Genomic DNA, 13,081 nt, shown 5'->3' with positions numbered 1-13,081 from the left:
CGGACCCCGAAGAACCCGAGCCCGTGGCGCCGGCACGCATGGGCGGGCCGGTTGTTCGTCGCGCCCAACATGGTGGCGGTCGCTGTGTTCATGCTCTTTCCGCTGGGCTTCTCGCTGTACATGAGCTTTCAGCGGTGGGACGTGTTCACCCCGCCGAAGTTCGTGGGGCTGAAGAACTTCACGGATCTGTTCAGCTCCGATCCGTTGTTTCTGATCGCGATCCGCAACACGGTGATCTTCACGCTGGGATCGGTCGTCCCGACGGTGGCCATCAGCCTGGCCGTCGCCGGTGTGCTGAACCAAAAGGTCAGGGGCATCGGCATTTTCCGGACGATCGTCTTTCTGCCGCTGGCCATCTCCTCGGTGGTGATGGCGGTGGTGTGGCAATTCGTCTTCAACACCGACAACGGGCTGCTGAACATCATGCTCGGCTGGGTCGGGCTGGGCCCGGTGCCGTGGCTGGTCGAGCCCCGCTGGGCCATGGCGTCGCTGTGCATCGTCAGCGTGTGGCGCAGCGTCCCGTTCGCCACGGTGGTCCTGCTGGCGGCGATGCAGGGCGTTCCGGAAACGGTGTACGAGGCGGCCAGGATCGACGGCGCCGGCGAGATCCGGCAATTCTTCGCCATCACCGTGCCGCTGATCCGGGGGTCGATCTCGTTCGTGGTGATCATCTCGATCATCCACGCATTCCAGGCATTCGACATGGTCTACGTGCTCACCGGCCCCAGCGGCGGACCCGAGTCGGCGACCTACGTGCTGGGCATCATGCTGTTCCAGCATGCCTTCTCGTTCCTGGAATTCGGATACGCCTCCGCGCTGGCGTGGGTGATGTTCGCGGTCCTGCTGGTGCTGACCGTGGTGCAGTTGCGGGTCAGCCATCGACGTTCCTTGGAGACTTCCCGTGGGCTCAAGTGAGGCCGTCATCAAGCGCACCGTGCTCCGCGCCGCCACCGTCTACGCCGCGCTGCTGGGCATCGCCTGGTGCGCGCTGTTCCCGATCGCGTGGGCGGTGTCGGGATCGCTGAAAACCGAGGGCGAGGTCAGCGAGCCCACGCTGGTGCCGGCCCGCCCGCGCTGGTCGAACTACACCGAGGTGTTCGCGTTGATGCCGATCGGGCGGATGTTCGTCAACACCGTGCTGTACGCCGGCTGCGTCACCGCCGGGCATGTCTTCTTCTGTTCCCTGGCCGGATACGCCTTCGCCCGACTGGATTTCCGCGGCCGCAACACGCTGTTCGTGGTCTACCTGGGCACGCTGATGGTGCCGCTGACGGTGACGGTGATCCCGCAATTCCTGATCATGCGGACGCTGGGGTGGGTCGACACCCCGTGGGCGATGATCGTGCCCGGGTTCTTCGGCAGCGCTTTCGGCACCTACCTGATGCGGCAATTCTTCCGCACCCTTCCCACCGATCTGGAGGAAGCGGCGATCCTGGACGGTTGCACACCGTGGCAGGTCTACTGGCGGATCCTGCTGCCGCACGCCCGGCCGGCGGTGATGGTGCTCGCCGTGCTCACCTGGGTCAACGTCTGGAACGACTTCCTGTGGCCGCTGTTGATGATTCAGCGCAGCAGCCTGGCCACCCTGACCCTGGGCCTGGTCCGGATGAAGGGCGAATACGTTGCCCGCTGGCCGGTTCTGATGGCAGCCTCGATGCTGATCATGCTGCCCCTGGTCATCATCTACGCGATCGCGCAACGCTCGTTCGTCCGCGGCATCGCCGTCACCGGGATGGGCGGGTGAGCATGGCTTCGGTGACTTTCCAGCAAGCGACCCGGCGTTACCCGGGGGCGGACCGGCCCGCCCTGGACAACCTGAACCTCGTTGTCGGCGACGGTGAATTCGTGGTGCTGGTCGGACCCTCCGGCTGCGGCAAGACCACCTCACTGCGGATGGTGGCCGGGCTGGAAACCGTGGACTCCGGACGCATCCTGATCGGTGACCGGGACGTCACCAACGTCGACCCCAAGCAACGAGACGTGGCGATGGTCTTCCAGAACTATGCGCTGTACCCGCACATGACGGTGGCCCAGAACATGGGGTTCGCCATGAAGATCGCCAAGACCCCCAAGGCGCAGATCCGCGAGCGGGTGCTGGACGCCGCGAAACTGCTTGACCTGCAACCGTATCTGGATCGCAAACCCAAAGATCTGTCCGGCGGTCAGCGGCAGCGAGTGGCGATGGGTCGCGCGATCGTGCGCCGGCCGCAGGTCTTCCTGATGGATGAACCGCTGTCCAATCTCGACGCCAAGCTGCGGGTGCAGACCCGCAACCAGATCGCCGCGCTGCAGCGGCGGCTGGGCACCACCACCGTCTACGTCACCCACGACCAAGTGGAGGCGATGACGATGGGTGACCGCGTCGCCGTGCTGCGCGACGGTGTGCTGCAACAGTTCGCGCCGCCCCGCGAGCTCTACCGCAATCCGAGCAACGTCTTCGTGGCGGGCTTCATCGGATCGCCGGCGATGAATCTGTTCACCTTGCCGGTAGTGGATTCGGCTGTGTCACTTGGTGATTGGCCGATCGCACTGCCACGCGAGATCGCCGCCGCGGCAAGCGAAGTCGTCGTCGGGGTGCGTCCCGAGCATTTCGAGCTGGGCGGCCTCGGTGTCGAGATGGAGGTCGACGTGGTCGAGGAGTTGGGTGCCGACGCCTACCTGTACGGCCGGATCACCGGTTCGGGCAAGGTGATCGACGCGCCGATCGTCGCGCGTGTCGACGGGCGCAACCCCCCGGAGAAGGGCAGCAGGGTGCGCCTGCATCCCGCACCCGGGCACCTGCACTTCTTCGGGCGCAACGGCCAGCGAATCGGGGTAAGGGGGTCATGGTGAACACAGTGCGTGCCGACCTGGTGTGCGAAGGCGGCGGCGTCCGCGGCATCGGGCTGGTCGGGGCGGTGGATGCGCTGGCCGCGGCCGGCTACCGGTTTCCCCGGGTGGCCGGCAGCAGCGCCGGCGCGGTGGTCGCCTCGCTGGTGGCGGCCCTGCAAACCGCCGGCGAGCCGCTGAGCCGGCTGACCGACATCATGCGCACCATCGACTACCGGAAGTTCTTGGACCGCAACCTGATCGGCCACGTGCCGGTGATCGGCGGGGGACTGTCGCTGTTGACGTCGGACGGCGTGTACCGCGGGGCTTACCTGGAGCAGTTGCTGGCCGGTCTGCTCGGCGATCTGGGCGTGCGGACGTTCGGCGATCTGCGCACCGGCGAGGCGCCCGAGCAGTTCGCCTGGTCGCTCGTGGTGACCGCCAGCGACCTGTCCCGGCGCCGGCTGGTACGCATCCCCTGGGACCTCGGCTCGTACGGCATCGACCCCGACGACTTCCCGGTGGCCCGCGCGGTGCACGCCTCGTCGGCGATTCCGTATGTGTTCGAGCCGGTTCGGGTCGGCGGTGCCACCTGGGTGGACGGCGGCTTGCTGTCGGACTTTCCGGTCGAGTTGTTCGACCGGCCGGACGGGCAACCGCAGTGGCCCACCTTCGGGATCCGGTTGTCGGCCCGGCCGGGCATTCCGCCCACCCATCCCGTGCACGGCCCGGTGTCGTTGGGGATCGCGGCGATCGAGACGCTGGTCAGCAACCAGGACAACGCCTACATCGACGACCCGTGCACCGTGCGGCGCACCATCTTCGTGCCTGCCGAGGACGTCAGCCCGATCGACTTCGACATCACCGCACAGCAACGCGAAGCACTCTACGAACGGGGAAGGCAAGCGGGCCAACAGTTTCTGCAGACTTGGAACTACGCCGACTACTTGAAGGCCTGCGGCGGCCCGGTGCCCGAAACTCCGTGACGGCGGTGGACCGCCGGGCAATTGGCTATCCGCGCGAGCAGCGGATCGCGTGAACGCGGCGCAACACCAGGTCGACGTCCTGCGGTGAGGGCAGCTGATTGGTGAACCGGGTGATCTCGACCCCGATGTCAACGGAGCTGATCGGCCACAGTCGGCGGGCGATGAGATCGGTTGCGATGGCGGTGATGTCGTCGTGGCACAGACGCCGGTGCGCCAACGCCACCAACGGCACGTGACCGGTGGCCGGCATGCCGGCGGGGTAGCCGGCCCGCACGAAAGCCACAATGCTGGTCACCCAGTGCGCCAGGTCCATACGTCCACCTCGCTAACCGCCGCGGTTGCGCTTAAGCGGCAGTGCTTTACCTGGCTAGCAACGTACCATCGGCAACGCGATCAGCCAGGTAACGCCACACAGTTAAACGCATTTTTCTCGCCGGCGGTGCTGGCAGCCCCGGCACGGTTTCAGCGGCGCCGGTCTCGGTCACGATTCGCACACGGTGGCGCGCCGTAACGATGCTTGGCCGCAACGCTTCCTAGTATCGCCGCGTGATGGATCGCTATGGAACGGATGTCCTTGCGCCGGGTCGGCGCAAGCCCCGCTCGACCGAGCATCCCGCCGAGCCGGGGCTGGTGGTCGAGGACGTGGAAACCGGCTACGTCGGCGCGGTGGTGCGGGTGGAATACGGTCGGGTGGATCTGGAAGACCGGCGCGGTCATGTGCGTGGGTTTCCTTTGGGCCCTGGGTTTTTGCTCGAAGGCCGCCCGGTCATCTTGACGGCGCCGCGGCGGCCGGCGCCGGCCGCCGCGGCCAGGACGGCGTCCGGATCGGTCGCCGTGCCGGGCGCGCGAGCGCGGGTTGCCCGCGCCAGCCGCATCTACGTCGAGGGCCGTCACGACGCCGAACTGATCGCGCAGGTGTGGGGGGAGGACCTGCGGATCGAAGGCGTCGTCGTCGAGCAACTCGGCGGCGTCGACGATCTGGTGGACATCGTCGCCGAGTTTGCACCCGGCCCGGGGCGGCGGCTCGGCGTGCTCGTCGACCACCTGGTGCCCGGTTCCAAGGAGGCGCGCATCGCCGACGCGGTGCGACGGGGGCCGGGTGGGACCGACACGCTGGTCGTCGGCCACCCCTACGTCGACATCTGGCAGGCGGTCAAACCGCAGCGGCTGGGCCTGGCGGCCTGGCCGGAGGTGCCCCGGCACGTGGAGTGGAAGCACGGCGTGTGCCGGGCGTTGCGTTTGCCGCACGCCGATCAGGCCGACATCGCCCGGGCGTGGCGGCACATCCGTTCGCGGGTGCGTGACTGGAACGACCTCGAGCCGGCGCTGATCAGCCGGGTCGAAGAACTCATCGACTTCGTGACGCAGTCGGCCGCCTGACCCGGCGCCCGCAGGACCTGGCGAGTTTAGCTAGGCTACGCTAAGCCGAAAGTCCCGATCGGCGGGACAGAAATCGGGCGTATGCAGGGCGTATTCGGCGTATTCATCGGCACGTTTCTCATCGGTCTGCGTGAAGGCCTCGAGGCGTCACTGATCGTGAGCATCGTCGCCGCCTTCCTCAAGCGAAACGGCCAGACCCTGCGCCCGATGTTCGCCGGCGTCGCGGTGGCTGTGCTGCTCAGCGTCGCGGTGGGCGTCGGCCTGGACCTGCTGGCGACCAGCCTGCCGCAGGCCCAGCAAGAGATGATGGAAACCGTCATCAACGCCGTCGCCGTGGTGTTCGTGACCTCGATGATCATCTGGATGAACCGCAACGCCGCGCAGCTCAAGGGTGAACTCGAGCGCGAAGCCCGCCAGGCGGTCCACCGCGGCGGGGCCCTGGCCCTGGGCGCCATGGCCTTCCTCGCCGTCCTCAAGGAGGGCTTCGAGACGTCGGTGTTCCTGCTGGCGGCGGCCGAGACCTCGCACGGCAGTCGGTGGTTCGCCGTGCTGGGCGGGGTGCTGGGCATCGCGACGTCGATCGGGCTCGGCGTGGGCCTGTACTTCGGCGGCCTGCGGCTGAACCTGGGCCGGTTCTTCCGGGTGACCGGGGTGTTCCTGGTGCTGATCGCCGCCGGCCTGGTGCTGGGTGCGCTGCGCACCGCGCACGAGGCCGGCTGGCTGAACATCGGCCAGCGGCAGCTTTTCGACCTGTCCGGCTGGATCCCGAGCGATTCCGTGCTGGGCGCGGTCACCACCGGCGTGCTCGGCATCCCCGCCGACCCCCGTCTGGTCGAGGTGCTGGGCTGGCTGCTGTACGCCGTGCCGGTGCTCGTCGTGTTCCTGCGGCCGGCCCGGCTGGCGGCCACCCCGCGCGCCCGAGGCCGGCTGCTGGCGACCGCCGCCACGCTGCTGCTGGCCATCGCCGCCGTGCTCGCGGTCGCGGCGCCCGCCCGGGACACGGTCGACGCCGCGCGCACCCGCACCGTCACCGACCGCGCCGGCCACGCCGCCGCGGTGTCGATGGCGACCGGGCCACACGGGCGCGAACTGACCGTCACCCCCGCGGGCACCTCGACCGTGCACCACATCCAGCTTGTCCCGGCCGACGACCAGAGCGTGGACGGGCTGCCGGTCCAGGCGTGGCAGGCCTCCGAAACCGCCGGGGTCGACGGCGCGCCCGAGATCACGCTGGACCAGCTGCGCGACATGACCGGCGGCCGGCTGCCGGTCGGTCTGGCGGCGGCGCGCACCCGGGGGCCGTTTCAGGGCCAATGGTCGACGACCACCGTGTACACCGTGCTGACCCGGGGCGACGCGGTGATCAGTGCGAAAGCGGCGAGCAACCGCACGGCGGTGCTGACGGGCGGCGGGTTGACCGGGGCCAAGACCGTCAGTCTCGGCGGGCTGGCGACCGACTGGTCCACGTCCGCCGCCGAAGACCACGCGACCGCCGCCGCGATCGCTGCCGGCGACCGCAACCGGGGGGAGGGACAGCTGTGGAATGTCTGGCTTCCCTTGGTAATCGCCGGTTTCGCGGTGGCGTGCGCGCTGTCGGCGCTAGCCTCGGTGCGCGTGGACCGCAAGCGAGAAGATGAGAGGAAAGCAATCGATGGTGAGGCGCATCGCCGGGGCAACGTGCCGGTCTCATGAATCCGCTTGGCCCGCAGCGGTTCTCGTTGCGGCGACGATGCTGTCGGTGACCGCATGCGGCCACTCCGGCGACAACGCGAACCATGCTGCGCAGTCCAAGCCCGGCGGCGGCAACGCGGTCAAGATCACCCTGACCAACAGCGCCGGCAAGGACGGCTGCGCGCTGGACACCACCAACGTGCCCGCCGGGCCGGTCACCTTCACCGTGGCCAACACCAATGCCCCCGGCATCAGCGAGGTCGAACTGCTCCGCGACCAGCGCATCGTCGGTGAAAAGGAGAACCTGGCACCGGGATTGGACCCGGTGTCGTTCACCCTCACCGTGGACGGCGGCTCCTACCAGCTCTACTGCCCCGGGGCCAGCACCGAGTACCAGACCCTGACGGTGACGGGCAAAGCTCCGGCGACGCCGACGGGCACCGTCGCGACCGTCCTCAGCCAGGGCACCAAGGACTATGCGGCCTATATCGTCAACCAGATCGGTCAGCTCAACGACGGCGTGAAGGCCCTCGACGCGGCCGTGCAGGCGGGCAACCTCGACGCCGCGAAGGCGGCCTACGCCAAAGCCCGGTTGTACTGGGAGCGTTCGGAATCCACCGTGGAGGGATTCGTGCTGCCCGGCTTCGCGGTCGGCGACAACGCCGGCAGCCTCGACTATCTGATCGACATGCGGGAGTCCACCCCGGTCGACGGCAAGGTCGGGTGGAAAGGCTTCCACGCAATCGAGCGCGACCTGTGGCAGGCCGGCGCGATCACCCCGGGCACCAAGGCGTTGAGCACCGAGCTGGTGGGCAACGTCGGCAAATTGCACGGCATCGTCGCCACCCTGCAGTACAAGCCCGAGGACCTGGCCAACGGCGCCAGCGACCTGATCGAAGAAATCCAGAACACCAAGATCACCGGTGAGGAAGAGGCCTTCAGCCACATCGACCTGGTCGACTTTTCCGGCAACGTGGAAGGCGCCCAACAGGCGTACGCGTCGCTGCGCCCCGGCCTGGAGAAGATCGACAACAACCTGGTCCACCAGATCGACCAGCAGTTCCAGAACGTGCTCGCCACCCTGGACGGATATCGCGACCCCGGCGCGCTCGGCGGCTACCGCACCTACACGCCGGCCCTGAAGGCCAGCGACGCGCCCAAGCTGACCGCGGTCATCCAGCCGCTGCATCAAAGCCTGTCCACCGTCGCGCAAAAAGTCGTCTCGGCCGGCTGACTATGACCGACGACCCCATCGAACCCACCGACGGCGCGCCGAAAAGCGAAGGCGTGGAACCTGATTCGACGGCCGTGTCGCGCCGGCGCGCGCTGGGCGGCGCGGTGCTGGCCGGCCTCAGCGGCGCCGCCATCGGCGCCGTAGGCGGCGGGTTCGCCGGGCACGCCGTGGCGGCGGGGCAGCGCGGCGACGACCACGACACCGTCGACCTCCGCCGCAGCTACCCCTTCTACGGCCAGCCGCACCAGGGCGGAATCGACACGCCGCCACAGCGTTACGCCATGTTCATGTCGTTCTCCCTGGCGTCCGGTGCCGGCCGCACCGAGTTGCAGACCCTGCTGGCGCGCTGGTCGGCGGCGGCCGCGATCCTGCAGCAGGGAAAGCCGGTCGGCACCGTGCAGCCGCAGGTCGACGTGCAGCCCCCGGCCGACACCGGGGAGGCCGACGGGTTGAGCCCGGCCAGCCTCACCGTCACGATCGGGTTGGGGCCGTCGCTGTTCGGCGATCGTTTCGGATTGGCCGCGCGCCGGCCCGCGGTGTTCACCGACCTGCCACCGCTCAACGGCGACAACCTGGATCCTCGCCTGCACGGCGGCGACCTGTCCGTGCAGGCGTGCGCCGACGACCCGCAGGTCTGCTACCACGCCGTGCGCAACCTGGCCCGGCTGGGCCGCAACATCGTCTCGCCGTTCTGGGCGGTGCTCGGCTTCGGCCGAGCCTCGGCCGACCCCGGCCAGCACACGCCGCGAAACCTGTTGGGGTTCAAGGACGGCACCCGCAACATCGCCAGCCAGGCGGAATACGATCGGTTCGTGTGGGTCGACGACAGCGACCAGCCGTGGATGAACGGCGGAACCTACCAAGTGGTCCGCAAGATCCGGATGCTGCTCGAGACATGGGACGTCGACCGGATCGGCAATCAGCAGCGGATCTTCGGCCGCACCAAGGAAGAAGGCGCGCCGCTGTCCGGCAGGCACGAATTCGACACCCCCGATTTCACCGCCAAGGGCGCCGACGGCAATCCGCTCATCGATCCGATGTCGCACGTCGGCCTGGCCGCCCGGGAGAACAACGACGGCATCATGATCCGACGGCGGTCCTACAACTACACCGACGGCCTGGACGCCAACGGCCAACTCAACGCCGGCCTGCTGTTCATCTCGTATCAAAAAGATCCGCAAGATTTTATCCGGCTGCAGAACCGGTTGGGCGCCCACGACCTGCTCAACGAGTACATCCGCCACATCGGGTCAGCAATCTTCGCCGTCCCGCCCGCGCCCGCTGAAGGCCACTACATCGCCCAAAGCCTGTTCCGCTGAGCAAATTCCGCCGCGCGGCGCGCGGCGGTAACCGCGCCGCCGGTGGCCGGCGCCGATGTGGGCCGGCTCACCGCCGCAGCAGGCCGGCCCGCCGTCACGCGTCGGCGCCCGCCCAGCACCAACTCCGTGAAGCCGCACAATCAGCGAGAAACGGAGAAGTCACATGACCGACGCGCTCGTCATCGACGCCGAAGGCCTGGACCGGCTGTCCTGTAACGCCAAGGCAAACCCCGAGACCGGCAAGAAGACGCTGAAGGCCAAGACGGTGTGCGAGAAGGGATTCCGCAACATGACCTACGTCCGGGACCTGGCGCCCATGCTGGTGGGGGAGCCGCCCGCGCTGCTGGGCGACGACTCGGCGCCCAACCCCTCCGAGACCGCGCTGGCCGCGCTGGGCTCCTGCGTGTCGGTGGGGTTGCTGGCCAACGCCACGCACCGCGGCGTGACGCTGACCAAGATCGAGGTCGAGATGGAAGCCGACATCGACATCTCCGCGGTGTGGGGTGTCGGGGACACCCCGCCGGGTAAGCGGCTCGGGTTCAGCGCGGTGCGCTGCACGGTGAGCCTGGCCGGGGACGCGGACGAGGCCACGCTGAAGGAGATCCACGACAACGCCATCGCCTGGTCGCCGGTGGTGAACACCTTCCGCAACCCGGTCAGCGTCGACTCCACCCTGGTCACCGGATGAGCACCGCGAACTGCGCTGGGCCCCAACGGCATTCGATGCCGGGACGCCGGAGGTGATGGCATGACGGCGACCGTGGATGGCGCAACCGGCCTGCTCGACGCCGCGCTGGTCGAGGACATCCGGGCTCATGCCGCGGTGCTGGACCGCGGCCAGGACAGCGCCCGGCGCAGCTTCACCGCGCTGGGCGAGGCCGGCGTGCTCGGGATCGGCGCCCCCGGCAACCGCGACGGCCGGCTGCCGGTGATGGCCGAGGTGATCCGGTCCATCTCCGGGATCTGCATGAGCACCGGCTTCTCGCTGTGGGCGCACCGCATGACGGTCGAGTATTTGCTCACGGCCGCAACCCCGTTCAGCGCCGTCGCGGTCCGGCCGCTGCTGCGCGGAAGCGTACTCGGGGTCACCGGCATGGCCGCCGCGTTCAAAGAGGCGGCGGGCTGCGGCAGCATGGAGCTGACCGCCACGCCGGTGGCCGGCGGCTACCGGGTGTCCGGGCCGATCAGGTGGGCCAGCAACCTGTATCCCGATTCGACGATGGTGACCGCGGTGCGCACCGAGGCCGGCGAGCGGTTGATCGTCGCGGTGCCGCTGGACACGCCCGGGGTGATCCTGGGCGAGCACTTCGATCTGCTCGCCCTAGGCAGCACCGCCTCGTCGTATCTGAACTTCGACGGCGCGCACATCGCCGACGAGCAGGTGCTGTCCCGCGATTTCGACGGCTTCCTGCAGGCGGTCCGGCCGACTTTCCTTGTGCTGCAATCCGCGATGTGCCTGGGGCTGAGCCGGACCGCGGTGCGGCAGGCCGGCTTCGGGCTGGGCGGAGTCAACGCGGTGTTTCGCGCCGACGTCGAAGCCATCACCGAGAAGCTGGGCGCAGCCGAGGAAACGCTGGCGAAACTGGCCGCGGCCGTGGGCGGGCCGGCGGCGCCGAGCAAGAAGGAGCTGTTGTCACTTCGGCTGGCCGCGGCCGAATTGGCCGCCGCCAGCGCCGATGTGGAGATCCGCACCGCCGGCGGCAAGGGTTATGCGAGCAGGACATCGGCGAGCAGGCGCTACCGGGAGGCGGCGTTCATTCCGGTCCAGTCCCCGTCCGAGGCGCAGCTGCGCTGGGAGCTGGCCGGATGCGGCTGAGCACGGGTCGATGGTGACCCCGGTGGCGGTGCCGCCGGAGGGCACCGACGCGGGGCGGTTGGTCGGCGGTGTGCCGCTGGCCCGCCTGGTGCGCGACTTTCACCGGCCGATGCTGAATTTCGCCCGCACCATGGTGGATTCGCCGGCGGTGGCCGAAGAGGCCGTGCAGGAGGCGTGGCTGCAGGTGCTGCGATCCTCGGACTCGTTTCAGGGCCGATCGTCGGTCGGCACCTGGCTGTTCGGCATCGTCAAGCACACCGCCGCGCGGCACCGCCGCCGGGAGTCGCGGATCCGCCGTCACGAGGTGCTGGCCGACGCGGACATCGAGGCCGTCGACCCGCTCTCCGGCCGCATGCATCCCGCCGGGCATCCCGATGCCGGCCACTGGAGGGTGCCGCCGTCGCGCCGGTTTTTGCCCGAAGACCAGACCGTGCACCGCGAGCTGCTGGGCTACCTGCGCGAGGCGCTGGACGCGTTGCCCGCGCGCCAGCGCCAACTCGTGATCCTGCGGGATCTCGTCGGCATCTCGGCCGAGGAGGCGGCGGAGCTGCTGCAACTGTCCGCCGAGGCGCAGCGGGCGCTGCTCTACCGGGCCCGGGGAAATCTCCGAAACGAATTGGAAAAGCGGTACCAGCCATGACCGTTCCCGACAACACCGTCCCCGCCATCGACTGCGTCGACTTCGTTCGCCTGGTCGACGACCTCGTCGACGCCGACCCGCAGCAGTGGGGGCCGATCGTGGCCAAGCACCTCGACGAGTGCCCGCCGTGCCTGGTCTACCTGCAACAGATGCTCGACCTCAAGATCCTGCTCCGTCATGTCTTCGACGGCGAGCAGCTCGGCGAGCACGACGTGACCCGAATCCTCAACGCGCTCAACACCTTGACGAAAGGCGAACACCGATGACGATCAACGCTTCAGCGCCGCAGCGCCAGGGCGCAGTGGCGGTGGTGGACACGGTCACCGCGTTGCCCGCCGCCGTCGCCGGCGACGGCGGCACCGCGGATCCCTTCGAGCCGCTGACGGTCGGCGCCATGGTGGACCGGGTTTCGGCCATGGCGGTGGAAAAGGCGGCGCACCCGTGGGCGTTCCTGATGCGCTCGTTGGTCGGCGGCGCGATGGTGGCCTTCGGTGTGCTGCTGGCCCTGGTGGTCAGCACCGGCGTCAAGACACCGGGAGTGGCGAGCCTGTTGATGGGCCTGGCATTCGGCATGTCTTTCGTCCTCATCCTGGTGTCGGGCATGTCGCTGATCACCGCCGACATGGCCGCCGGCTTTCTCGCCGTGCTGCAACGGGCGCTGAGCATCCGCAGCTACGTGGTGCTGGTCGCCGTCGGACTGGTCGGCAACATCGTCGGCGCGCTGGTGTTCGTCACCGTGTGCGCCGCCGCCGGCGGCCCCTACCTGGGCGCCTTCGCCGACCGCGCCGCGACCGTCGGCACCCAGAAGGCCGGCCAGCCGTTCTGGACGGCGCTGCTGCTCGCCGTGCTGTGCACGTGGTTCCTGCAGACCTCGATGTGCATGTTCTTCAAGGCCCGCAGCGACGTGGCCCGGATGGCGCTGGCGTTCTACGGCCCGTTCGCGTTCGTGATCGGTGGCACCCAGCACGTGATCGCCAACGTCGGGTTCGTCGGACTTCCCTTGCTGCTCAACCTGTTTCACCCGATCGCGGCGCGCGGCGATATCGGCTGGGGATTCGGCGACCACGGCCTGCTGACCAACATCGGCGTCACCACCGTGGGCAACCTGATCGGCGGCACCGTCTTCGTGGCGCTGCCGTTCTGGATCATCGCGCACTTGCAGCGGCGCCGCCTCCTTTCGACGGGAGCCCTCCGGCCCGACGGCTGAGGACCAAAGCCTCACGACCG

The 13,081-nt window shown here is 68.8% G+C and carries 13 protein-coding genes and 1 pseudogene; 13 read left to right on the top strand and 1 reads right to left on the bottom strand.

What is annotated here, in order from left to right:
• Positions 1-10 precede the first annotated feature (10 nt).
• The 4 genes and pseudogenes from MAA44156_RS08730 to MAA44156_RS08715 form a co-directional block, all read left to right on the top strand.
• Positions 11-915: pseudogene (locus MAA44156_RS08730) on the top strand (carbohydrate ABC transporter permease); the annotation flags it as partial.
• Positions 902-1,744: a carbohydrate ABC transporter permease gene (locus tag MAA44156_RS08725; RefSeq protein ID WP_003876741.1), complete on the top strand. Its 843-nt coding sequence runs from the start codon at positions 902-904 to the stop codon at positions 1,742-1,744. The pseudogene MAA44156_RS08730 and the gene MAA44156_RS08725, both read left to right, overlap by 14 nt.
• Positions 1,745-1,746: 2 nt before the next feature.
• Complete coding sequence (locus MAA44156_RS08720; protein ID WP_029248479.1) at positions 1,747-2,832, top strand: ABC transporter ATP-binding protein; 1,086 nt, start codon at positions 1,747-1,749, stop codon at positions 2,830-2,832.
• The gene (locus MAA44156_RS08715) at positions 2,826-3,794 is read left to right on the top strand and encodes a patatin-like phospholipase family protein (protein WP_003876738.1); all 969 of its coding nucleotides are present in this window, start codon (positions 2,826-2,828) and stop codon (positions 3,792-3,794) included. Before MAA44156_RS08720 ends, MAA44156_RS08715 begins: the two co-directional genes overlap by 7 nt.
• Positions 3,795-3,819: 25 nt before the next feature.
• On the opposite strand, the gene MAA44156_RS08710 is transcribed toward MAA44156_RS08715, so the two are convergent.
• Positions 3,820-4,107, bottom strand: coding sequence for a DUF3349 domain-containing protein (locus MAA44156_RS08710; protein WP_009976737.1), 288 nt, complete (start codon positions 4,105-4,107; stop codon positions 3,820-3,822).
• A 233-nt stretch (positions 4,108-4,340) separates the two neighbouring features.
• Between MAA44156_RS08710 and MAA44156_RS08705 the strand changes: the two genes are divergently transcribed.
• From MAA44156_RS08705 to MAA44156_RS08665, 9 genes are all read left to right on the top strand, one after another.
• Entirely contained in the window at positions 4,341-5,174 is an 834-nt protein-coding gene (locus tag MAA44156_RS08705; RefSeq protein WP_009976739.1) for a DUF3097 family protein, read from the top strand.
• An 81-nt stretch (positions 5,175-5,255) separates the two neighbouring features.
• Positions 5,256-6,866, top strand: a complete 1,611-nt coding sequence (gene efeU / locus MAA44156_RS08700) for an iron uptake transporter permease EfeU (RefSeq protein ID WP_009976741.1) — start codon at positions 5,256-5,258, stop codon at positions 6,864-6,866.
• A 37-nt stretch (positions 6,867-6,903) separates the two neighbouring features.
• Positions 6,904-8,079 carry an iron uptake system protein EfeO gene (gene efeO / locus MAA44156_RS08695; RefSeq protein ID WP_009976743.1) on the top strand — a complete coding sequence of 392 codons (1,176 nt, stop codon included), beginning with the start codon at positions 6,904-6,906 and terminating at the stop codon, positions 8,077-8,079.
• Between the two features lie 2 nt (positions 8,080-8,081).
• A complete protein-coding gene (gene efeB / locus MAA44156_RS08690) occupies positions 8,082-9,398 on the top strand; it encodes an iron uptake transporter deferrochelatase/peroxidase subunit (RefSeq protein ID WP_009976744.1) in 1,317 nt (438 codons plus the stop codon).
• Positions 9,399-9,561: 163 nt separating this feature from the next.
• On the top strand, positions 9,562-10,086 hold the full coding sequence (locus tag MAA44156_RS08685) for an OsmC family protein (protein WP_009976745.1): 525 nt from the start codon (positions 9,562-9,564) through the stop codon (positions 10,084-10,086).
• A gap of 60 nt (positions 10,087-10,146) precedes the next feature.
• Positions 10,147-11,214, top strand: a complete 1,068-nt coding sequence (locus tag MAA44156_RS08680; protein ID WP_009976747.1) for an acyl-CoA dehydrogenase family protein — start codon at positions 10,147-10,149, stop codon at positions 11,212-11,214.
• 10 nt (positions 11,215-11,224) lie between these two features.
• Positions 11,225-11,854, top strand: a complete 630-nt coding sequence (locus tag MAA44156_RS08675) for an RNA polymerase sigma factor (protein WP_011724819.1) — start codon at positions 11,225-11,227, stop codon at positions 11,852-11,854.
• Positions 11,851-12,120, top strand: coding sequence for a hypothetical protein (locus tag MAA44156_RS08670; protein WP_003876728.1), 270 nt, complete (start codon positions 11,851-11,853; stop codon positions 12,118-12,120). The genes MAA44156_RS08675 and MAA44156_RS08670 overlap by 4 nt, the downstream gene beginning before the upstream one ends.
• Positions 12,117-13,061: a formate/nitrite transporter family protein gene (locus MAA44156_RS08665; protein WP_009976750.1), complete on the top strand. Its 945-nt coding sequence runs from the start codon at positions 12,117-12,119 to the stop codon at positions 13,059-13,061. The genes MAA44156_RS08670 and MAA44156_RS08665 overlap by 4 nt, the downstream gene beginning before the upstream one ends.
• Positions 13,062-13,081: the final 20 nt, after the last annotated feature.

Origin of the sequence: Mycobacterium avium subsp. avium (assembly GCF_009741445.1) — a bacterium.
In the GTDB taxonomy this organism is placed as follows: domain Bacteria; phylum Actinomycetota; class Actinomycetes; order Mycobacteriales; family Mycobacteriaceae; genus Mycobacterium; species Mycobacterium avium.
This window is presented reverse-complemented; position numbering and strand designations above follow the sequence as displayed.

What these genes read in the sequence shown, in the direction of transcription:
- MAA44156_RS08720 (WP_029248479.1), top strand. Translation starts at nt 1,747, where the DNA reads ATGGCTTCGGTGACTTTCCAGCAAGCGACCCGGCGTTACCCGGGGGCG.
- MAA44156_RS08715 (WP_003876738.1), top strand. Translation starts at nt 2,826, where the DNA reads ATGGTGAACACAGTGCGTGCCGACCTGGTGTGCGAAGGCGGCGGCGTC.
- MAA44156_RS08710 (WP_009976737.1), bottom strand. Translation starts at nt 4,107, where the DNA reads ATGGACCTGGCGCACTGGGTGACCAGCATTGTGGCTTTCGTGCGGGCC.
- efeU (WP_009976741.1), top strand. Translation starts at nt 5,256, where the DNA reads ATGCAGGGCGTATTCGGCGTATTCATCGGCACGTTTCTCATCGGTCTG.
- efeO (WP_009976743.1), top strand. Translation starts at nt 6,904, where the DNA reads ATGCTGTCGGTGACCGCATGCGGCCACTCCGGCGACAACGCGAACCAT.
- efeB (WP_009976744.1), top strand. Translation starts at nt 8,082, where the DNA reads ATGACCGACGACCCCATCGAACCCACCGACGGCGCGCCGAAAAGCGAA.
- MAA44156_RS08685 (WP_009976745.1), top strand. Translation starts at nt 9,562, where the DNA reads ATGACCGACGCGCTCGTCATCGACGCCGAAGGCCTGGACCGGCTGTCC.
- MAA44156_RS08680 (WP_009976747.1), top strand. Translation starts at nt 10,147, where the DNA reads ATGACGGCGACCGTGGATGGCGCAACCGGCCTGCTCGACGCCGCGCTG.
- MAA44156_RS08675 (WP_011724819.1), top strand. Translation starts at nt 11,225, where the DNA reads ATGGTGACCCCGGTGGCGGTGCCGCCGGAGGGCACCGACGCGGGGCGG.
- MAA44156_RS08670 (WP_003876728.1), top strand. Translation starts at nt 11,851, where the DNA reads ATGACCGTTCCCGACAACACCGTCCCCGCCATCGACTGCGTCGACTTC.
- MAA44156_RS08665 (WP_009976750.1), top strand. Translation starts at nt 12,117, where the DNA reads ATGACGATCAACGCTTCAGCGCCGCAGCGCCAGGGCGCAGTGGCGGTG.